This is a genomic window from Pseudomonas sp. PDM14 (assembly GCF_014851905.1).
Classification (GTDB): Bacteria; Pseudomonadota; Gammaproteobacteria; order Pseudomonadales; family Pseudomonadaceae; genus Aquipseudomonas.
The window spans coordinates 1,066,093-1,086,485 of the sequence record NZ_JACVAQ010000001.1 but is presented as its reverse complement, the minus strand read 5'-3'; the positions used below and the strand labels follow the sequence as shown (position 1 = coordinate 1,086,485).

Genomic DNA, 20,393 nt, shown 5'->3' with positions numbered 1-20,393 from the left:
GGAGATTGCCAGGGTTGATCGCCGCAACGCACTGTCGCGGCAATCGCTCCACGGGCGCATTGCGCGCCCGCTGGGTGGGGTCAGGCGCTGAGGCGGCTGGTGACTTCGCTGAGCTCGGCGGAGAGGTTGTGCAGGTCGTGGCTGGCGCCTTCGGTGCGCTGCACGTTCTCCTGGTTGGTGGTGGCGATGGCGGTGATCTCGGTGAGGTTGCGCGAGATGTCCTCGGCCACCGAGGTCTGTTCTTCGGCCGCCGTGGCGATCTGCCGGTTCATGTCGCGGATCGCCTCTACCGCGCTGGTGATGCGCTGCAGGGTGGCGCCGGCGGCGGTCACCTGGGTGACACCTTCCTCGCTGCGGTTCTGCCCGTTCTCGATGGCGCGCACGGCGTTGACCGCGCCGGTCTGCACGGTGTCGATGATCTGGTGGATCTCGGCAGTGGATTCGGCGGTGCGCTGGGCGAGGGTGCGCACCTCGTCGGCGACCACGGCGAAACCGCGGCCCTGCTCACCGGCGCGAGCGGCTTCGATGGCGGCGTTGAGCGCCAGCAGGTTGGTCTGCTCGGCGATGCCGCGGATCACTTCGAGGACCTTGCCGATACGCCCGCTGTCGGCTTCCAGGCGGCGGATCACCTCGGCGGTATTGGCGATCTCGCCGCGAATGCCGGTGATGGTGTGGATGGTCGCCTGCATGACTTTCTCGCCCTGTTGCGCCGAGGTGTCGGCTTCGTCGGCCGCGCGTGCGGCTTCGGCGGCGTGACGGGCGACTTCCTGGGCGGTGGCGGACATCTCGTGCATCGCCGTGGCCACCTGGTCGGTGCGCGAGAACTGCTCGCGGGTGCCCTGGGCCATCAGCGTGGCGATGGCGTTGAGCTCGCCGCTGGCGGTGTCCAGCTGGCTGGTGCTGCTCTTCAGGCGGGTGAAGGTGTCGGCGAGGAAGTCGCGCAGGGTGTTGGCGGCCACGGCCAGGCGGCCGAGCTCGTCGCGGCGGTCGGTGGCCACGCGCTGACCGAAGTTGCCCTGGCTGAGCTGGGCGATGTGCTCGATCAGGCTGGTGATCGGTGCGATCAGGTTGCGGTTGACCAGCCACAGGCTGAACAGCCCGACCAGCACGCTGGCGCCGAGCATCAGCAGGGTGCCGAGCAGGATCGTGCGTTCGGCGCCGGCGTTGATCTGCTTGGCCTGGCTGTTGGCCTGCTCGTGCAGCTGGTTGACCAGGTTGTTCATCTGCTCGCTGGCGGCGCGGTCGATGCCCTTGACCGCCGCATCGCCCGCTTCGGGATCGGCACCGGCGGCAACGAAGGCATCGCGGCCCTTGCGGTAGTTCTGGCCGAGGGTCTGGTGCTCGCTGCGCAGGCGCTCGACCTGGCCCTTGAGCGCGGCATCGTCCGCGGCGAGGCTGGCGAGCTGGCCGAGGGTGTCCTGCACCTTGCGTTCCTGGGCTTCGAACTGGCTCCAGTAGCGGCTGAGGTTGTCGCTGTCCTTGCCCCGCAGCAGCACGTTCTTCCATTCCTGCACCTGGACCTTGAACTCCAGGTTGGCGGCGTCGATCAGCCGCGCGGATTCCAGCGGGCCGTCGAGCAGGCTGCGGTAGTTCTGCATGCCGCCGGAGAGAAAGTTGAAGCAGATCAGTGCGGTGATCAGGATCAGCGCCAGGCTGCCGCCGAGCAGGGCGAGGATCTGCGCGCGCAGTGAGTTTTGCAGGAGCATGGATGGAAGGCCTCGGTAGGGATGCTGCCAGACGCTTGAGCGTCGGATCTGCGGATATCCCTATCCCCGGAACATGACGGTCCGGTTACAGCGCTGTAATAAATCGGACAAGCGTGCTGTCGGGCTGAGTATAGTCAGGCCCGACAGTGCTGGCGATCTGCCTTTAGTCGGTATTCAGGCCAGGCGCAGGTGGTTGTCCCAGAGCCCTGCCGGCAGGGCGAGCGCCTCGGCGCTGATGCTGCCGTGGCGGCAGTCGTACAGGCGGCAGCGCCCCTGGCCGGAGGTGACGACGAAGCCGTTCTGCGTGGCGCCGACGCCGGCGCAATCGGCCAGCGGCGTATCCAGCAGCAGCTCGGTGCTGTCCAGGTCCCAGATGAAGAAGCGATTGCCGCGCGGCGCGGTCAGGGCCAGCAGGCGCAGCTCGCTGTGCACGGCCAGGCTGGCGGTGTACTGGTTCATCATCTGCCGCTGCGCATCGCCCAGCGGGAAGTGCTGGAACGGCTGCCCCGGACGTTTGATCGCCAGCAGCGGCACCACGTCGGTCGGCTCGCCTTCGTACTGCTGGCCGGAAACCACCGTGCCGTCGCTGGCCACGGCGAGGTGACGCACGCTGTTCATCTGCTCGGGCAGCTGTTCCTTGCTGATCAGGCTGCCGTCGCGGCGCATCAGCACCAGGCTCGGTTCCATGGCATTCAGGTTCATCATCACGCGGCTGTCGGCTTCGGTGCGGATGCCGCCGTTGGCCACCACCAGGGTTTCGCCGTCAGGCATCCACAGCAACTGGTGCGGACCGATGCCGTGGGTCGAGTGCTCGGCCACGCGCTGCAGCTGGCCATCCTGCCAGCGGTACACGCCCAGTACGCCGCGGCCGGCATCGCGGGTGTCATTGTCGGTGCTGTAGAACCACTCGCCGTCCTTGTGGAACACGCCGTGGCCATAGAAGTGGCGATCCGCCGGCGAGGCCAGGGTCTGCAGCAGGCGCCCGTCGCGGGTGTCGATCAGGTAGCTCTCGCGGCTCGGCCGACGGCCGACGAACACCGCCATTGGCAGCGTCGGGTGCGGCACCACGTCGTGGCAGCGTTCCTTCACCTGGGTGGCGAACACCTTGCTGCCGTCGAGGCGATAACCGACGGCGTAATGGTTGCCGTCGGCGTCGTCGCGTGCCGAGACCAGCAGCGGTTGTTCACCATGACTGACCAGCTTCCAGCCGCCCAGCGCACTGGCAGCCAGAACGGCGCTGCCCAGACCGAGAAAAGCTCTGCGGCGCATCGATCAGTCTCCGTCGTGGGCGTTGAAGCCGAGCTGGATGCCGAGGGCTTTAGCCAGCTCACCCTCATGCAGGCGGTGCAGGGTATTGAGGTTGTCGTAGAAGGCGTTCAGCGCTTTGAGGCCTTCGGGCTCGGCCAGCAGTTCGCCCAGTGGGCGGCTGAAGGTGGCGAGGTGCTGGCGGGTGACGCTGTACTGCTCGTCGAGGCGTTTGCCCAGGTCGGCCTGCTCATCCGGCAGCATGGCCTTGAAACCGTCGTTGTTGGCGCCGAGCCAGACGCGTTCGGCGCTGGCGAGGGTAGCGGCGAGGGTGGCCAGGCTGGCATTGCTGCGCCAGAACTCGGCCTGGTACGGCTGCGGCAGGCTCTTGGTCTGGCGACCGAGGGCGGCACCGAGTTTCTTCTTCAGGCCGTCGATGGCGCTGACCTGGGCGCGCAGCAGTTCGGCGATGGCTTCCGGGGTCTCGGCGTAGCGCGCGTTGGGGTAGTTCTCCAGCTGCGCGGCCATGCCGTCCTTCTTCTGCCATTGCTGCAGCACGTCGGCGCTGAGGGCTTTCTGGTGTTCACCGATGGCCACCAGCAGTGGGCAGTAGCGGGCTTTCTGTGTGGCGTCTTCGAGGTCGATGGCCGCATCGAACAGCACGTATTCGTAGGCGGTAAGGCCCTGGACCACGACGCTGGCCTTGCTCAGCTCGGCGGGTGTCAGCTGCGGCTTGCTCTTGAGCAGGGCTTCGACCTGGCGCTGTACCAGGTTTTTCTTGTCCGGCCAGAACTGCACCTGCCAGGCGCGATTGCCTTCGGCGAGCGGGCCGACCACCAGCGGTTGCAGCGAGGACCAACTGCCGAGCGTGGTGAGGAAGGACTGGCGGGCGCTGCCCAGGTCCTGGCTGCCGGCGCAGAAGCTCTGCGCGCTCTCGCTCAGTTGCTGGTTGCTCTTGTCCCAGCTGCTGTAGGCCGGCAGATAGACGCCTTTGGCCAGCGCGGTGCTGGCCTGCTGTTGCGGGTCTTGCGGGGTGCAGGCGGCGAGCGCCAGACCGAGCAGGGTGACAGCCAGTGGCTTGCGGATCATGCCGGACTCCTTACAGGGAATTGAGAAAGGCCAGTAACGCGCCGCGTTGGCTGGCGTCGTAGCCGAGAACCACCTTCTGCGCCGCAGCGGCTTCGCCACCGTGCCAGAGAATGGCTTCAAGCAGGTTGCGGGCGCGCCCGTCGTGGAGGAACTGGGTGTGGCCGCTGACCGTCTGGGTCAGGCCGATGCCCCACAGTGGCGGCGTGCGCCACTGGCTGCCACTGGCCTCGAACTCCGGCCGATTGTCGGCCAGACCGGGGCCCATGTCATGCAGCAGCAGGTCGCTGTAGGGGCGGATCAGCTGATTGGCCAGTTCCGGTTCGGCTGCATTCGCCGCGGTGGTGAAGCTCGGGGTGTGGCACTTGTCGCAGCCGGCCTGGCTGAACAACTGCTTGCCGCGGCGCACCTCCAAGTCGTCCACCTGGCGCCGCACCGGCACGGCCAGGTTGCGGGTGTAGAACAGCACGCTGGCCATGATGGTGTCGCTGACTTCCGGGGTGCCGCCGTTGATCGCGTTGAGGCAGTCGACCTGCGCCGCGGTGCAGTCGGTGTGTGGCAGTACGCTGCTGGTCAGGCCCATGTCGTTGGCGAAGGCGTGGGCATTCTGCTGGTTGAGGCTGGGCTGGCCGGCTTTCCAGCCGAAGCGGCCGAGCACGGTCTCGCCCTTGAGGTCGTCCCACACGCGATTGGGCGTGCCGCGAATGCCGTCGCCATCGCGATCTTCCGGGTCAGCGTTGGCCAGGATTGCCGCCTCGGGAATCGCCTCGAGCAGGCCGAGGCCGATCATCGGTGGCGCCACGCGAGTGGAGAACAGCGTCTGCGGGTGCATCTCGCCGTAGCCGAGGCGGGTGATCTGGGTCTGCGGCTGGCGCAGTTCGACCTGCGTGCCGTCGTCGAGGGTGACGGGCACGCGGGTGTAGGTCACCCGTACTTTGCCCTCGGGCGGATAACCGGGGTTGCCCATGTCCTGCAGCTGGCCACCGTAGACCGGCTCCGGGATCACGCCCAGGCGCTTGGTCATCTCGGCGTGCGCAACGGATTCGTCGCTGGGAATCGACAGGCGCACCAGCATCGACACGGCATTGCTCGCGCCATCGAGCGGCGGATGGCCGCGGCCGTCCTTGATGTGGCAGTTCTGGCAGGCGTTGGTATTGAACAGCGGGCCGAGGCCGTCGCGCGCGGTGGTGGTGGTCGGGGCGATCACCCAGGGGTTGCGGAAGAAACTGTTGCCTACGCTGAAGTCCAGCCGGCGCGATGGCGCCAGGTTGGCGGAGGGCATGGAGAAGGCGTTCTGGTCGATCTGGCGCACCGTGGTGGCACCGCCGGAAAGCGCTTCGCCCGGCTCGGCGGGTGGAGGTTCCCGGTCGCAGGCGGTGAGGCTGAACATCAGCAGCAGTGCGCTAAGGCGAAGCGGGGAAAGCATCGGGGCCGGACCTGGGCTGAGAAACAGGCGGGCAATCTTAGCAGGCTAATGGATTTCAAATAAGAGGGGTTTTCGTTTGCAAATCAGGACCAAATGTCGCGGGCCAAACCTGCAGGCATAAAAAAACGGATGCGCCTTGTGGGCGCATCCGTTGCCAGTGCTGCGGATATCAGAACTGGTGGTCGGCGGTGTCCGGGTTCAGGTCGCTGATACCCAGTTTGCCTGCGGCTTGCTCGATCGCACCGGTCTGCTTGACCAGGGCGGCGATGGCGTCACGCACGATCTGCTGGCCTTCGGCGTTGTCGGCGGCGATCAGCTGGTCGAAGTGCACATTGTTCTTCTCGGCGCTGTCGACCAGAGCCTGCAGCTTGGCTTCGGTGGCGTCCAGGTCGGCCTTCAGGGTGGTGTCGGCTTGCGCGTCGACCTTGGCCACCAGCGAGGACAGGCTCGGGCCGGTCAGGGTGGTGCCGTCGGCTTTCTTGTACTCGCCCAGGTAGACGTTGCGAATGCCTTTACCGTTGTAGAAGTGCGAGTTATGGGTGTTGTCGCTGAAGCAGTCGTGCTCGTCTTCGGTGGAGTTGGCTTCCAGCGCGACTTTCATGCGCTCGCCAGCCAGCTCACCGAGGGACAGGCTACCCATGCCGAACAGCATCTTGCGCAGGCCGTTCTCGGCAGGCTCGGCTTCCAGCTTGGCGCGGTAGTTGTCGGCAACGCCGGCTTTCCACTGGGCAACCATGCTGTCGAGGTCGCTGACCAGCAGGTCGGTAGCGGCCTTCAGGTAGGTGCGACGACGCTCGTTGTTGCCGCCGGTGGCGCCTTCGCCCACGACGAAGTCGCTGGCCGGACGCTCGCCTGCGCCTGGGTTGGTACCGTTCAGGTCCTGGCCCCAGAGGAGGAATTCGATGGCGTGGTAGCCGGTGGCGACGTTGGCTTCGGAACCGCCCAGCTCGTTCAGCTCGGCCAGTTTCTCGCTGGTGATTTCGGTGACGTCGATCTTGTCTTCGCCTACCTGGATCTCGGTGTTGGCGATGATGTTGGCGCTGGCGCCCGGGTTGCCCAGCGCATGCTGGTAGTCCTTGGCGACGTAGTCGATCAGGCCTTCGTCCAGCGGCCAGGCGTTCAGCTGACCTTCCCAGTCATCGACCACGGCGTTGCCGAAGCGGAAGACTTCGGTCTGCATGTACGGAACGCGGGCGGCCAGCCAGGCTTCCTTGGCGGCCTTCTGGGTTTCAGCGTTGGGCTTGGCGAGGAATGCGTCGACGGCGGCTTGCAGGTTCTTGCCGGTGCTGGCGGCGTCGCTGAACACGGCGAAGGCCAGGTCGGCGTAGTGGCTGACCACGGCTTTGGCGGCAGCGTCGTCGACTTTCAGTGCGGCGGCGGTAGCGGCAGGGCTGGCGGTGGTTTCAGCAGCGGCCGGAGCTTGTTGCGCAGCGGCTTTTTCTTCTTTCTTGTCGTCGCCGCAGCCGGCGAGGGAAATGGCGAGGGCCAGCAGGCTGGCGGTAGCCAGGGGCATACGAGTCATGGCGAAGTCCTTTGCGTCTGAATGAGTGTGCTGTGTAGCTGCACGGGAAAACCGCGCAATAATGCGAAAGATTTGCATTTTATGCAAAGGTCTTCGTTGCTCGGGGTACAGACCAATTGTCGCGCTGCGGTACTGGTTGGCGGGTGACTGACAGGCTCGCCGTAGACGCTGTGCTAGAGCTTGCCCTGCTTGTGGATGTTCTTCGGCAGCTGGATCACCCGGCTTTCCGAATAGATGTCGTGCCAGCTGCGCTTCTGTTTGTCCCACAGGACCCAGAGAAAGCCCAGGCCACCGAGCAGCCAGGAAATGATCGCGATGAGGAAGCGCAGCAGCGCCTGCCACAGGCTGATTGCCGAGCCATCGGCATTCTGGATGCGCAGGCCCCAGACCTGCATGCCCAGCGTCTGTCCGTTGTGCGTCCAGAACTTGGCGAAGAAGGCGAACAAGCTGAGCAGCAGCAGGGTGGAGAGCAGCGGATCGCCGTCCAGTGCGCCGGAGTCGGAGAGCTGGCGCAGCTTGCTCTCGCCGTAGATGCCGATCATCGCCAGCTTGTAGAGGAGGGTGACGACGATCAGCAGGGCGATGCTGAGCAGGAAGTCATAGAACATCGCGGCCAGTCGGCGCGGCAGGCCGGCGGCGGGGAATTCACCTGCGGGGCGGAGCATGTGCTGGGTCATGACTGGCTCGGGAGAAAAAGACGGCGCAGAGTGTACGGCAAAAATCGCAGGCAAAAAAAAGCCCCTGATGTTGCCATCAGGGGCTTTTTCGGAGCAGCGACTTAGCCCAGAACCTGGACTTTGTCAGCCTGCATGCCTTTCTGGCCTTGAACGGCTTCGAAAGTAACTTTCTGGCCTTCTTTCAGGCTCTTGAAGCCGTTACCTTCGATAGCGCGGAAGTGTACGAACAGATCCGGACCGCTTTCTGGGGTGATGAAGCCAAAGCCCTTCTCGTCGTTGAACCACTTAACGGTGCCGGTTTGACGATTCGACATGTCTTATTTCCTTGAAACTAGAGTTGATGACAGCCTCTTGCTCTGGCGAAGAGGGCTGGGACTGGTTGCAGAGAGTAAGAGAAGTCGAGCGGGATGTAGCGGATCTAGGATCTACTGCATCAGGTCACGATTCAAGGCGACCCATGCAAACACAGTGGGCACACTCTACGCTAACTCAAATGCGTTTGCCAAGCCCCTCGAAACCGTTGCTTTGCAGCGGGTTTGCAGGGCTCTGATGCGGGTGTTTCAGAGGGGATTCAGGCCGTCTGCGAAGAGGCTTGAATCGAGGTGGATGGTGCCCCGGGGGAGACTCGAACTCCCACTCCTTTCGAAAACGGATTTTGAATCCGCCGCGTCTACCATTCCGCCACCGGGGCACGATGGCGGCGGAGTATAGGGAGGTCGGCCGGGGCGGTCAATCGCGGCGCGTGGCCAGAATCGGTGCTTTCCGGTAAGCTTCGCGGCCCTGCTAGACGATCCTCACCATGCGCGTTGCCGACTTCCATTTCGACCTTCCCGATGCCCTGATCGCCCGCCATCCACTGGCCGAGCGCCGCGCCAGCCGTCTGCTGGTGCTGCAGGGTGACAACGGCGAGCTGCGCCATCGCCAGTTCGTCGACCTGCTCGAGTACCTGCGTCCCGGCGACCTGATGGTGTTCAACAACACCCGGGTGATCCCGGCGCGGCTGTTCGGCCAGAAGGCCTCGGGCGGCAAGCTGGAGATCCTCGTCGAGCGTGTGCTGGACAGCCATCGCGTGCTGGCGCACGTGCGTTCGAGCAAGTCGCCCAAGCCCGGCTCGCTGATCCATATAGAAGGTGGCGGTGAGGCCGAGATGATGGCGCGCCACGATGCCCTGTTCGAGCTGCGCTTCAATGATGAAGTGCTGCCGCTGCTGCAGCGTGTCGGGCACATGCCGTTGCCTCCTTATATAGACAGAGCCGATGAGGTGGCTGACCGCGAGCGCTACCAGACGGTGTACGCCGATCGCGCCGGCGCCGTGGCGGCACCGACCGCGGGTCTGCATTTCGATGAGGCGCTGCTCGAGGCAATCGCCGCCAAGGGTGTCGAGCGTGCCTTCGTTACCCTGCATGTCGGTGCCGGCACCTTTCAGCCAGTACGGGTCGAGCGCATCGAAGATCACCACATGCACCACGAGTGGCTGGAAGTCGATCAGTCGGTGGTCGACGCGGTCGCGGCCTGCAAGGCGCGCGGTGGCCGGGTGATCGCCGTCGGTACCACCAGCGTGCGTTCCCTGGAGACGGCGGCACGCAGCGGCGAGCTGCAGGCGTTCAGTGGCGACACCAACATCTTTATCTACCCAGGCCGGCCGTTTCACGTGGTTGATGCCTTGGTGACCAATTTCCACCTGCCCGAGTCGACCCTGCTGATGCTGGTCTCGGCGTTTGCCGGCTATCCCGAAACCATGGCGGCCTACGCCGCGGCGGTCGAACAGCAGTACCGCTTCTTCAGTTATGGCGATGCCATGTTCATCACCCGCAACCCCGCTGCGCGCGGCCCCGAGGAAACCCTATGAGTCACATGTCCTTCGAGCTGCTGGCCACTGACGGTCGCGCGCGCCGCGGCCGCCTGACGTTCCCCCGTGGCGTGGTGGAGACCCCGGCCTTCATGCCGGTGGGCACCTACGGCACGGTCAAGGGCATGCTGCCTCGCGACATCGAAGCCATCGGCGCGCAGATCATTCTCGGCAACACCTTCCACTTGTGGCTGCGTCCGGGCACCGAGGTGATCAAAAAGCACGGCGACCTGCACAACTTCATGCAGTGGCAAGGGCCGATCCTCACCGACTCCGGCGGTTTCCAGGTGTTCAGCCTGGGCGCCATGCGCAAGATCAAGGAAGAGGGCGTGACTTTCGCCTCGCCAGTCGACGGCGCCAAGGTGTTCATGGGGCCGGAGGAGTCGATGCAGGTGCAGCGCGACCTCGGCTCGGATATCGTGATGATCTTCGACGAGTGCACGCCGTACCCGGCCGAGTTCGACGTGGCCAAGCGCTCGATGGAGCTATCGCTGCGTTGGGCCAAGCGCTCGAAGATCGCTCACGAAGGCAATCCCTCGGCGCTGTTCGGCATCGTCCAGGGAGGCATGCATGAAGAGCTGCGCATGCGCTCGCTCGAAGGGCTTGAGCAGATTGGTTTCGACGGCCTGGCCATCGGTGGTCTGTCGGTCGGCGAGCCGAAGGAAGAGATGATTCGCGTGCTGGATTTCCTGCCGCCGCAGCTGCCTGCGGACAAACCCCGTTACCTGATGGGGGTGGGCAAACCGGAAGACCTCGTTGAAGGTGTGCGCCGCGGCGTCGACATGTTCGACTGCGTGATGCCAACCCGTAACGCGCGCAACGGGCATTTGTTCACCGATACCGGCGTGATCAAGATCCGCAATGCGGTGCACAAGCATGACGACTCCGCGCTGGACCCGACATGCGATTGCTACACCTGCCAGAACTTCTCCCGCGCCTACCTGTACCACCTGGACAAGTGTGGGGAAATGCTCGGCAGTATGCTCAATACCATCCATAACTTGCGCCATTATCAGCGCCTGATGGCTGGTTTGCGCGAGGCAATTCAACAAGGTACATTGGCCGCCTTTGTCGATGCCTTCTATGCCCGGCGGGGCCTGCAAACACCGCCGCTGGCGCCCTGAATTCAATCCTTTCAAGACTTTGTGCAATAGGAGTTTTTCATGAGCTTTCTGATTCCCGCCGCTTACGCCGATGCCGCTGCACCGGCTGCTGCCGCTTCGGGTGCTGGCGGTTTCGAATGGGTATTCCTGATCGGTTTCCTGGTCATCTTCTATCTGATGATCTGGCGTCCCCAGGCCAAGCGCGCCAAGGAGCACAAGAACCTGCTCGGCGGCCTGCAGAAGGGCGACGAAGTGGTGACCTCCGGTGGTATGGCCGGCAAGGTGACCAAGGTGGCCGACGACTTCGTGGTCGTTGAAGTCGCTGATAACGTCGAACTGAAGTTCCAGAAGCAAGCCATTGCGGCCACGCTGCCGAAAGGCACTCTGAAAGCCATCTAACGATTCATTTTTCACCAACGACGGGGCGCATCATGCGCCCCGCGTCATAACGGGCGGCGTCATGCTCAATAAATACCCCCTGTGGAAGTACCTGCTGATCCTGGCTGTGCTGGCGATCGGCTTTGTCTATTCCGCACCCAACCTGTATCCGGACGATCCGGCCATCCAGATCAGTGGCGCCAGCTCGGCCCTGCAGATTGGTCAGGCGGACCTCGACCGCATCAGCAAGGCGCTGAACGACGCGGGCATGACGGTCAAGGCGTCGAGCCTGTCCGCTCAGGGCAAGGGCGGCCTGGTTCGCCTGTCCAAGCAGGAGCACCAACTGCCGGCCAAAGAGCTGGTGCGCAAGGTCCTCGGTGATGACTACGTCGTCGCGCTGAACCTGGCGCCGACCACGCCGCAGTGGCTGCGCAGCATTGGCGCCGGCCCGATGAAGCTCGGGCTCGACTTGTCCGGCGGTGTGCACTTCCTCCTCGAAGTGGACATGGACAAAGCTGTTGGCGCGCGTCTGAAGGTTTACGAAAGTGAAGTGAAAACCCTGCTGCGCAAAGAGCGCCTGCGCTATCGCAGCCTGCCGCAACAGGATGGCACGATCCAGCTGGGCTTCACCGATGCCGAGCTGCTGCAGCGTGCGCAGAGCCTGATCCGCAAGGACTTCATCGATTTCGAATTGACCACCAGCGAGCGCAATGGCTTGCAGGTGCTGCGTCTGGCGATGACCCAGGCCAAGCTCGCGGAAATCCGCGAGTACTCGATCAAGCAGAACCTCACCACCGTGCGCAACCGGGTCAACGAACTCGGTGTTGCCGAACCGCTGGTGCAGCGCCAGGGCGCCAACCGCATCGTGGTCGAGCTGCCGGGTGTGCAGGACACGGCCGAAGCCAAGCGTATTCTCGGCAAGACCGCAAACCTGGAGTTCCGCCTGGCTGCCGAGGCCGACGCGCCCCGTGCCAGTACTGAATCCTTCGAGTTCCGCGAAGAGGGTCGTCCGGCCGCTCCGCTGGAGCGCAGCCTGATCATCACCGGTGACCAGGTGACCGACGCTCAGGCCAGTTTCGACGAGAACGGCCGTCCACAGGTCAACATCCGCCTGGACAACCATGGCGGCGAGCTGATGAGTCGCGCCACGCGCAACAACGTCGGACGCAGCATGGCGGTGATCTTCATCGAGCAGAAGCCGGTGACCCGCTACTCGAAGCAGACGGTCGACGGTGTCGAGAAGGACGTCGCTATCCAGACCTTCAAGGAAGAGAAGAAGATTATCAGCCTGGCGACCATCCAGTCGCCGCTGGGCAGCCAGTTCCGCATCACTGGCCTGAACGGCCAGGGTGAGTCCTCCGAGCTGGCGTTGCTGCTGCGCGCCGGTGGTCTGGCTGCGCCGATGTACTTCGCCGAAGAGCGCACCATCGGCCCGAGTCTGGGTGCGGACAACATCGAGAAGGGTATCGACGCCTCGCTGTGGGGCATGCTCTTCGTGTCCCTGTTCATCATGGCCATCTACCGCTTCTTCGGTGTCCTGGCGACCGTCGCTCTGGGCCTGAACATGGTCTTGCTGCTGGCGCTGATGTCGCTGCTCAGCGCGACCCTGACCCTGCCAGGCATCGCCGGTATCGTCCTGACCATGGGGATGGCGGTCGACGCCAACGTGCTTATCTTCTCGCGTATTCGTGAGGAAATCGCCAACGGCATGTCGGTGCAGCGCGCCATTCACGAAGGTTTTGATCGCGCCTACACGGCGATTCTCGACGCCAACCTGACCACGCTGCTGGTCGGCGGCATCCTGTTCGCCATGGGCACCGGGCCGGTCAAGGGCTTTGCCGTGACCATGTCGCTGGGTATCGTCACTTCGATGTTCACCGCGATCATGGTCACCCGCGCCATGGTCAACCTGATCTTCGGCGGCCGTGACTTCAAGAAGCTGTGGATCTGAGGGGCTGACTATGAAACTGGGTACTATCAATTTCATGGGCGTGCGCAATGTCGCGTTCGCCCTGACCATGCTCCTGACTCTCATCGCGCTGGGCAGCTGGTTCTACAAAGGGCTGAACTTCGGTCTCGACTTCACCGGCGGCAGCCAGATCGAGCTGAGCTACGAGAATCCGGCAGACCTGAGCAAGGTGCGCAATCAATTGCTCGCAGCCGGCTTCGAAGACGCCATCGTGCAGAGCTTCGGCGCCACCACCGACGTCGTCGTGCGCATGCAGGGCGATGATCCGCAGCTGGGCAACAAGGTGGCGGCTGCTCTGCTGAGTGCCGATGCGAGCAACCCGGTGCACGTGAAGAAGGTCGAGTTCGTCGGTCCGCAAGTCGGTGAAGAGCTGCGCGACCAGGGCGGCCTGGGCATGCTCCTGGCGCTGGGCGGCATCTCGTTGTACCTGGCGTTCCGCTTTCAGTGGAAGTTCGCTGTCGGTGCCATCGTTTCGCTGGTGCACGACGTGGTGGTGACGATGGGCATTCTGTCGTTCTTCCAGATCACCTTCGACCTTACCGTGCTGGCGGCGCTGCTGGCGATCATCGGCTACTCGCTGAACGACACCATCGTGGTCTTCGACCGGGTACGTGAAAACTTCCGCGTGCTGCGCAAGACCAGCCTGATCGACAATATCAACATCTCGACCACGCAGACTCTGCTGCGCACAATGGCGACGTCGGTCTCGACACTGCTGGCGATCGGCGCGTTGATCATGTTCGCCGGTGACAATCTGTTCGGCTTCTCCATCGCCCTGTTCGTTGGGGTGCTGGCGGGTACCTACTCGTCGATCTACATCGCCAACGTGGTGCTGATCTGGCTGAACTTGAGCACCGAGGATCTGATTCCGCCGGTAGCCACCGCGGAGGTCGACGAGCTGCCGTAAGGGTTCGTCGTGATCGAAGAAAAAAGCCCGGCTATTGCCGGGCTTTTGCTTATGTGCAGATTGGGTTTGCGTGGATGTGATGAGTCTCCCAGTGTCGGGCATGCCTGGTGGGTATGGGAACTTGAGGTGTTCTGGTGGTTCCAAGGCAGGGAGTAAGGGCAAAAGGCCCGGTATGAGTCTCAGGAGGACCAGATGAACAAGTCGATGATTGTTGGTGCAGTGTTGGGTGCGGTGGGAGTTACCGCAGGCGGTGCTGTGGCGACCTACAGCCTGGTCGGTGGTCCCGAGTACGCTGAGGTGCTCGCCGTGCAGCCCGTCAAGGAAACCATCAAGACCCCGCGTGAAGTCTGCAAGGACGTCACGGTGACCCGTCAGAAGCCGGTCAAGGATCAGCACCAGATCGCCGGTACCGTGCTCGGTGCCGTCGCGGGTGGCCTGCTGGGCAACCAGGTTGGCGGCGGCAACGGCAAGAAGCTGGCGACGGTCGCTGGCGCTGTCGGTGGCGGCTATGCCGGCAACAAGGTGCAGGAAAACATGCAGGCCGGCAGTACCTACACGACCACCGAAACCCGCTGCAATACCGTCATGGACAGCAGCGACAAGGTGGTGGGCTACGACGTGAAGTATCAGTTGGGTGATCGTGTTGACCAAGTGCGCATGGATCGCGATCCGGGCAGCCGCATCCCGGTGAATGACCAGGGCCAGTTGGTGCTGGTGCAGAACCAGATCGCCCAGTAAGCGATACGCATAAAAAAACGCCCTTCGGGGCGTTTTTTTATGGCGCGACTATGAGCGATCAGCGCTTCAGTGACGGTGTCATGTGCGGCTGGATGGCGGTCAGTACGGCCTTGAAGCACTTGGTGTTGCCGGCAACGATCTGGCCCTTCTCGAGGAAGTCATGGCCGCCGCTGAAGTCGCTGACCAGACCGCCTGCTTCCTGGATCAGCAGAGCCCCTGCAGCCATGTCCCACTCCGACAGGCCGAATTCCCAGAAGGCGTCGTAGCGGCCGGCGGCAACGTAGGCCAAGTCCAGGCTGGCGGCGCCGGCGCGGCGGATGCCGGCGGTCTGGCCGACCAGGCTGCGGAACATGCCGAGGTAGCTGTCCAGGTGATCCAATTGTTCTTCGCGGAACGGGAAGCCGGTGCCGAGCAGGGCGCCGTCCAGGCTCTTGCGGGTGCTGACGCGCAGGCGGCGACCGTTGATCGCGGCGCCACGACCGCGGCTGGCGGTGAATTCTTCCTGGCGAACCGGGTCGAGGACGACGGCGTGCTCGAGGCGACCGCGGTATTTGCAGGCAATGCTGACGGCGAAGTGCGGTACGCCGCGCAGGAAGTTGGTGGTGCCATCCAGGGGGTCGATGATCCACTGGTAGTCGGCGCCCTCACCCTTGCCTTCGATGAGGCCGCCTTCCTCGCCGAGGAAGCTGTGGGTCGGGTAGGCCTTCTGCAATGCCTGAATGATGGTCTGCTCGGCAGCGCGGTCGACTTCGGATACGTAGTCGTGGGCGTCTTTCTCGCTGACCGAGATGACATCCAGGCGTTCGATCGAGCGGAAGATCAGTTCACCCGCGCTGCGGGCGGCACGCAGGGCGATATTCAGCATGGGCTGCATGGGGGATTCACCTGGGTCGTTAAAGAAAGCCGGCCATTCTAGCAGAAAAGCCCATTGTATAAAGCGTAGCCTTTGTCGTGCATGGTGTTGAGCGGGGGGCTTCTGTAATATCGACGCCCCTTTCGTTGCCGATGGACGCTCGCGTTGCTGCAGAATATTCGTGTCGTTCTGGTCAATACCAGTCATCCGGGAAACATCGGCGGTGCCGCGCGGGCCATGAAGAACATGGGCTTGTCGCGTCTGGTGCTGGTCGAGCCCGAGGACTTTCCCAGCGATGAGGCGGTGGCGCGGGCATCGGGGGCGGTGGATGTTCTCGATGGCGCTCAGGTTGTCGGCTCCCTCGAGGAGGCGCTGGTTGGCTGCAGTGTGGTGCTCGGTACCAGCGCGCGTGATCGGCGTATTCCCTGGCCGTTGCTGGACCCGCGCGAGTGCGCGACAACGACGTTGCAGCATGTCGAGTCGGGTGGCGAGGTGGCGCTGGTGTTCGGTCGCGAATACGCTGGGTTGACTAACGAAGAGCTGCAGCGCTGCCAGTTCCACGTGCATATCCCGTCCAATCCGGACTTCAGCTCCCTGAATCTGGCGACTGCCGTGCAGGTGCTGGCGTACGAAGTGCGCATGGCCTGGCTGGCTGCGCAGGGGCAGCCGACCAAGATGCATAAGCTGGAGGGCGCCTCGGCGCTGAATGCGGAGCTGGTCACGGCGGACGAGCTGGAAAAATACTACGGGCATCTGGAAAGCACGTTAGTGGGTATCGGCTTTCTCGACCCGCAGAATCCGCGGCATCTCATGTCGCGTCTGCGTCGTCTCTACGGGCGCAGCAATATCAGTCGGCTGGAAATGAACATCCTGCGCGGCATCCTGACGGAAACCCAGAAAGTAGTGCGTGGCGAGTCCCACAAGCGGAGAGAAGACGATGTTTGAGCGTGTCCGCGAAGATATCCAGAGCGTATTTCACCGTGACCCGGCGGCGCGTAATGCCTTCGAGGTGCTGACCTGCTACCCGGGCCTGCATGCCATCTGGTTGCATCGTCTGGCTCATGCGTTGTGGTCCGGTGGCTGGAAGTGGCTGGCGCGCCTGGTGTCCAACTTCGGGCGCTGGATGACCGGGATCGAGATTCACCCAGGGGCCAAGATCGGTCGCCGTTTCTTCATCGATCACGGCATGGGTATCGTCATCGGCGAAACGGCCGAGATCGGCAATGACGTCACGCTTTACCAGGGCGTAACGCTTGGTGGCACCAGCTGGAACAAGGGCAAGCGCCACCCGACGCTGGAGGATGGCGTCGTGGTGGGGGCGGGGGCCAAGGTGCTCGGTCCGTTCACGGTGGGGGCGGGTGCCAAGATCGGCTCCAACGCAGTGGTGACCAAGGAAGTGCCGGCCGGCGCAACCGCGGTGGGGATTCCGGGGCGCATCATCGTCAAAGTCGATGGCGAGCAGGAGGCCAAGCGCCAGGCCATGGCCGAGAAGCTCGGCTTCGATGCCTACGGCGTCAGCGAGGACATGCCGGATCCGGTAGCGCGTGCAATCGGCCAGCTGCTCGATCACCTGCAGGCTGTGGATGGGCGCCTGGAGGGTATGTGCGATGCGCTCAAGGGGCTTGGCAGCGACTACTGCGGCAAGGAGTTGCCGGCGCTGCGCGACGAGGATTTTGCCGATGTCTGCAAGGAGCAGGGCGACAAGCCGGCGGCCTGATGCCTTATGGTGCGCGCTTTGCTATGATTTGCGCCCCTCGCGGTACCTAAATCCGACTGTTTTGATAGGTCTTATAGTTGACCTAAATAGTCGGAAAAGGGGATACTAGCGGCACTTCAGCGAAACCGTGGTACCAACCATGCGCCTGACCACCAAAGGCCGTTACGCCGTCACCGCCATGCTCGACCTGGCGCTGCATGCCCAGCACGGGCCGGTGTCCCTTGCCGATATTTCCGAGCGTCAGGGTATTTCCCTGTCCTACCTCGAGCAATTGTTCGCCAAGCTGCGTCGCGGCAGCCTAGTTTCCAGTGTGCGCGGTCCGGGTGGCGGCTATCAGTTGTCGCGCGACATGCGTGTAATCCAGGTGGCGCAGGTGATCGACGCGGTCAATGAGTCGGTCGACGCCACACGTTGCCAGGGGCTTGGCGATTGCCACTCCGGCGATACCTGTCTGACCCACCACTTGTGGTGCGATCTCAGTCAGCAGATTCATGAGTTCCTCAGCGGCATCAGCCTGGCCGATCTGGTGACGCGCCGCGAGGTGCAGGAAGTCGCCCAGCGCCAGGATCAGCGCCGCTGCAATGGCAGGACGCCGCACCTGGACAAGATCGAAGCGTCCGCCATTGATTGAGCAGGGCGCCTGCCTGAACTAGGAGATACCTGATGAGATTGCCGATTTACCTCGATTACTCCGCGACCACGCCGGTCGACCCACGCGTCGCGCAAAAGATGAGCGAATGCCTGCTGGTGGATGGCAACTTCGGTAACCCGGCGTCGCGCTCCCACGTCTTCGGCTGGAAAGCTGAGGAAGCGGCTGAGAACGGTCGTCGTCAGGTCGCCGAGCTGGTCAATGCCGACCCGCGCGAGATCGTCTGGACCTCCGGTGCCACCGAGTCCGACAACCTGGCCATCAAGGGTGTTGCGCACTTCTACAACACCAAGGGCAAGCACATCATTACCTCGAAGATCGAGCACAAGGCGGTGCTGGATACCTGCCGCCAGCTTGAGCGCGAAGGCTTCGAGGTCACCTACATCGAGCCCGGTGAAGATGGTCTGGTCACCCCGGCCATGGTCGAGTCGGCGCTGCGTGACGACACCATCCTGGTTTCGCTCATGCACGTAAACAACGAAATCGGCACCATCAACGACATTACGGCGATCGGTGAGCTGACCCGCTCGCGCGGCATCCTCTTCCATGTCGACGCTGCTCAGTCCACTGGCAAGGTGGAGATTGACCTGGAAAAGATGAAGGTCGACCTGATGTCGTTCTCGGCGCACAAGACCTACGGCCCCAAGGGTATCGGCGCGCTGTATGTTCGCCGCAAGCCGCGCGTGCGTCTGGAAGCGCTGATCCACGGTGGCGGCCACGAGCGCGGCATGCGCTCCGGCACCCTGGCCACGCACCAGATCGTTGGCATGGGTGAGGCGTTCCGCATCGCCAAAGAAGAAATGGCCCAGGAAAATGAGCGCATTCGTGCCTTGCGTGACCGCTTCTACAAGCAGGTCGAGGGTATGGAAGAGTTGTACATCAACGGCAGCATGACTGCCCGCGTACCGCACAACCTGAACCTGAGCTTCAACTACGTGGAAGGTGAGTCGCTGATCATGGCGCTCAAGGATCTGGCGGTTTCCTCCGGCTCCGCTTGCACCTCCGCATCGCTCGAGCCGTCCTACGTGCTGCGTGCCCTGGGCCGCAACGACGAGCTAGCACACAGCTCCATCCGTTTCACCTTCGGCCGTTTCTCAACCGAGGAAGAGGTCGATTACGCGGCGTCGAAGATTCGCGAGGCTGTAGACAAGCTGCGTGAGCTGTCGCCGCTGTGGGACATGTTCAAAGAAGGTGTCGATCTGACCAAGGTCGAATGGCAGGCGCATTGATTTCGAGTCGCCACCAGAGCGGCACCTGATGAAAGAGGAATTGCACCATGGCTTACAGTGAAAAGGTCATCGACCATTACGAGAACCCGCGCAACGTCGGCAAGATGGACGCCGAAGATCCGGACGTCGGTACCGGCATGGTCGGTGCTCCGGCATGCGGCGATGTGATGCGTCTGCAGATCAAGGTCAACGAGGCAGGTGTCATCGAAGACGCCAAGTTCAAGACCTACGGCTGCGGTTCGGCCATCGCGTCCAGCTCCCTCGCCACCGAGTGGATGAAGGGCAAGACGCTGGACGAAGCGGAAACTATCAAGAATACCCAGTTGGCGGAAGAGCTGGCGCTGCCGCCAGTGAAGATCCACTGCTCGGTACTCGCCGAAGACGCCATCAAAGCGGCTGTTCGCGACTACAAGCAGAAGAAAGGTCTGCTCTGAGTCTGTTCCGTCCGTAAGGAGTTGTTATGGCTATTACCATGACCGAATCCGCCGCGCGTCACGTGCAGCGCTCCCTCGAAGGGCGCGGCAAGGGCGCGGGCATCCGTCTGGGCGTGCGCACCACCGGCTGCTCCGGTCTGGCCTATGTGCTGGAGTTCGTTGATGAGCTGGCTGCCGAGGATCAGGTGTTCGAGAGCTTCGGCGTCAAGGTGATCATCGACCCGAAAAGCCTGACCTACATCGACGGCACCGAGTTGGACTTCGTGCGTGAAGGCCTGAACGAGGGCTTCAAGTTCAACAACCCCAACGTGCGTGGCGAATGCGGCTGCGGCGAGAGCTTCAACGTCTGAGGCTGGTTGTGGGTAGTCCCTGTCATTTCGCCCTGTTCGATCTCCAGCCCGATTTCCGTTTGGATCTGGCGCAACTGTCTGCGCGCTACCGTGAGCTGGCCAAGGCCGTGCACCCGGACCGTTTTGCCGATGGCTCGGCGCGCGACCAGCGCTTGGCCCTGGAACACTCGGCGAGCCTCAACGAGGCCTACCAGACGCTGAAGAGCACCCCGCGTCGCGCGCTGTACCTGCTGGCCTTGCGAGGTCGTGAGTTACCGTTGGAAGTGACGGTGCAGGACCCCGAGTTTCTCCTGCAGCAGATGCGCTGGCGTGAAGAGCTTGAAGACCTCCAGGACAGTGCCGATGTACCGGGCGTGGCGGTGTTCAAGCGTCGCCTGAAGGCGGCTCAGGATGAGCTGGATCAAGGTTTTGCAGCCTGTTGGGATGATACTTCGCGTCGCGAGGAGGCCGAGCGCCTCGTGCGGCGCATGCAGTTCCTCGACAAGTTGTCCCACGAAGTGCGCCAGCTGGAAGAGCGCCTCGACGATTAACCGCTGCGCAGCCTGGACTGCGCGC

Annotated in this window: 21 protein-coding genes, 1 tRNA gene and 1 pseudogene; 13 read left to right on the top strand and 10 right to left on the bottom strand. The window is 63.3% G+C overall.

Features of this window, described 5'->3' with window-relative positions; genetic code table 11:
- Positions 1-80 precede the first annotated feature (80 nt).
- From IB229_RS22185 to IB229_RS05130, 9 genes and pseudogenes are all read right to left on the bottom strand, one after another.
- Positions 81-785: a methyl-accepting chemotaxis protein gene (locus tag IB229_RS22185; protein WP_412547784.1), complete on the bottom strand. Its 705-nt coding sequence runs from the start codon at positions 783-785 to the stop codon at positions 81-83.
- Positions 786-1,013: 228 nt separating this feature from the next.
- Positions 1,014-1,124: pseudogene (locus tag IB229_RS22180) on the bottom strand (hypothetical protein); the annotation flags it as partial.
- Positions 1,125-1,880: 756 nt separating this feature from the next.
- A complete protein-coding gene (locus tag IB229_RS05160) occupies positions 1,881-2,975 on the bottom strand; it encodes a DUF1513 domain-containing protein (RefSeq protein WP_192325622.1) in 1,095 nt (364 codons plus the stop codon).
- Between the two features lie 3 nt (positions 2,976-2,978).
- Positions 2,979-4,040, bottom strand: a complete 1,062-nt coding sequence (locus IB229_RS05155) for an imelysin family protein (RefSeq protein WP_192325620.1) — start codon at positions 4,038-4,040, stop codon at positions 2,979-2,981.
- Positions 4,041-4,050: 10 nt separating this feature from the next.
- Complete coding sequence (locus IB229_RS05150; protein ID WP_192325618.1) at positions 4,051-5,463, bottom strand: di-heme oxidoredictase family protein; 1,413 nt, start codon at positions 5,461-5,463, stop codon at positions 4,051-4,053.
- A 169-nt stretch (positions 5,464-5,632) separates the two neighbouring features.
- Positions 5,633-6,985, bottom strand: coding sequence for an imelysin family protein (locus IB229_RS05145; protein ID WP_192325616.1), 1,353 nt, complete (start codon positions 6,983-6,985; stop codon positions 5,633-5,635).
- A gap of 173 nt (positions 6,986-7,158) precedes the next feature.
- Positions 7,159-7,662 (bottom strand): RDD family protein, encoded by a 504-nt coding sequence (locus tag IB229_RS05140; RefSeq protein WP_192325614.1) that lies wholly within the window; start codon positions 7,660-7,662, stop codon positions 7,159-7,161.
- A 101-nt stretch (positions 7,663-7,763) separates the two neighbouring features.
- Positions 7,764-7,976 carry a cold-shock protein gene (locus IB229_RS05135; protein WP_160082300.1) on the bottom strand — a complete coding sequence of 71 codons (213 nt, stop codon included), beginning with the start codon at positions 7,974-7,976 and terminating at the stop codon, positions 7,764-7,766.
- 293 nt (positions 7,977-8,269) lie between these two features.
- Positions 8,270-8,353, bottom strand: a tRNA-Leu gene (locus IB229_RS05130).
- Positions 8,354-8,461: 108 nt separating this feature from the next.
- On the opposite strand from IB229_RS05130, the gene queA reads away from it, so the two are divergent.
- The 6 genes from queA (at position 8,462) to IB229_RS05100 (ending at position 14,606) form a co-directional block, all read left to right on the top strand.
- Positions 8,462-9,511, top strand: a complete 1,050-nt coding sequence (queA, locus tag IB229_RS05125; RefSeq protein WP_192325612.1) for a tRNA preQ1(34) S-adenosylmethionine ribosyltransferase-isomerase QueA — start codon at positions 8,462-8,464, stop codon at positions 9,509-9,511.
- A 5-nt stretch (positions 9,512-9,516) separates the two neighbouring features.
- Positions 9,517-10,635 (top strand): tRNA guanosine(34) transglycosylase Tgt, encoded by a 1,119-nt coding sequence (gene tgt / locus IB229_RS05120; RefSeq protein ID WP_192329260.1) that lies wholly within the window; start codon positions 9,517-9,519, stop codon positions 10,633-10,635.
- Positions 10,636-10,674: 39 nt separating this feature from the next.
- The gene (gene yajC / locus IB229_RS05115) at positions 10,675-11,013 is read left to right on the top strand and encodes a preprotein translocase subunit YajC (protein ID WP_192325610.1); all 339 of its coding nucleotides are present in this window, start codon (positions 10,675-10,677) and stop codon (positions 11,011-11,013) included.
- A 61-nt stretch (positions 11,014-11,074) separates the two neighbouring features.
- The gene (gene secD, locus IB229_RS05110; RefSeq protein ID WP_192325608.1) at positions 11,075-12,943 is read left to right on the top strand and encodes a protein translocase subunit SecD; all 1,869 of its coding nucleotides are present in this window, start codon (positions 11,075-11,077) and stop codon (positions 12,941-12,943) included.
- Positions 12,944-12,947: 4 nt separating this feature from the next.
- Entirely contained in the window at positions 12,948-13,868 is a 921-nt protein-coding gene (gene secF / locus IB229_RS05105) for a protein translocase subunit SecF (RefSeq protein WP_192329258.1), read from the top strand.
- Between the two features lie 192 nt (positions 13,869-14,060).
- Entirely contained in the window at positions 14,061-14,606 is a 546-nt protein-coding gene (locus tag IB229_RS05100) for a glycine zipper 2TM domain-containing protein (protein ID WP_192325606.1), read from the top strand.
- A gap of 58 nt (positions 14,607-14,664) precedes the next feature.
- Here the strand turns inward: IB229_RS05100 and suhB are convergent, their stop codons facing one another.
- Positions 14,665-15,480, bottom strand: a complete 816-nt coding sequence (gene suhB / locus IB229_RS05095) for an inositol-phosphate phosphatase (RefSeq protein ID WP_192325604.1) — start codon at positions 15,478-15,480, stop codon at positions 14,665-14,667.
- Between the two features lie 144 nt (positions 15,481-15,624).
- Here suhB and trmJ point away from each other — a divergent pair, with 144 nt between their 5' ends.
- The 7 genes from trmJ (at position 15,625) to hscB (ending at position 20,368) form a co-directional block, all read left to right on the top strand.
- Entirely contained in the window at positions 15,625-16,404 is a 780-nt protein-coding gene (gene trmJ, locus IB229_RS05090) for a tRNA (cytosine(32)/uridine(32)-2'-O)-methyltransferase TrmJ (protein WP_192325602.1), read from the top strand.
- Entirely contained in the window at positions 16,397-17,176 is a 780-nt protein-coding gene (cysE, locus tag IB229_RS05085) for a serine O-acetyltransferase (protein WP_192325600.1), read from the top strand. Before trmJ ends, cysE begins: the two co-directional genes overlap by 8 nt.
- Before the next feature lie 139 nt (positions 17,177-17,315).
- Positions 17,316-17,807, top strand: coding sequence for a Fe-S cluster assembly transcriptional regulator IscR (gene iscR, locus IB229_RS05080; protein ID WP_192325598.1), 492 nt, complete (start codon positions 17,316-17,318; stop codon positions 17,805-17,807).
- A 32-nt stretch (positions 17,808-17,839) separates the two neighbouring features.
- Positions 17,840-19,054, top strand: coding sequence for an IscS subfamily cysteine desulfurase (locus IB229_RS05075; protein WP_192325596.1), 1,215 nt, complete (start codon positions 17,840-17,842; stop codon positions 19,052-19,054).
- A gap of 47 nt (positions 19,055-19,101) precedes the next feature.
- A complete protein-coding gene (gene iscU / locus IB229_RS05070; protein ID WP_192325593.1) occupies positions 19,102-19,488 on the top strand; it encodes a Fe-S cluster assembly scaffold IscU in 387 nt (128 codons plus the stop codon).
- Positions 19,489-19,514: 26 nt separating this feature from the next.
- Positions 19,515-19,838 (top strand): iron-sulfur cluster assembly protein IscA, encoded by a 324-nt coding sequence (iscA, locus tag IB229_RS05065; protein WP_192325591.1) that lies wholly within the window; start codon positions 19,515-19,517, stop codon positions 19,836-19,838.
- An 8-nt stretch (positions 19,839-19,846) separates the two neighbouring features.
- On the top strand, positions 19,847-20,368 hold the full coding sequence (gene hscB / locus IB229_RS05060; RefSeq protein WP_192325589.1) for a co-chaperone HscB: 522 nt from the start codon (positions 19,847-19,849) through the stop codon (positions 20,366-20,368).
- Positions 20,369-20,393 lie beyond the last annotated feature (25 nt).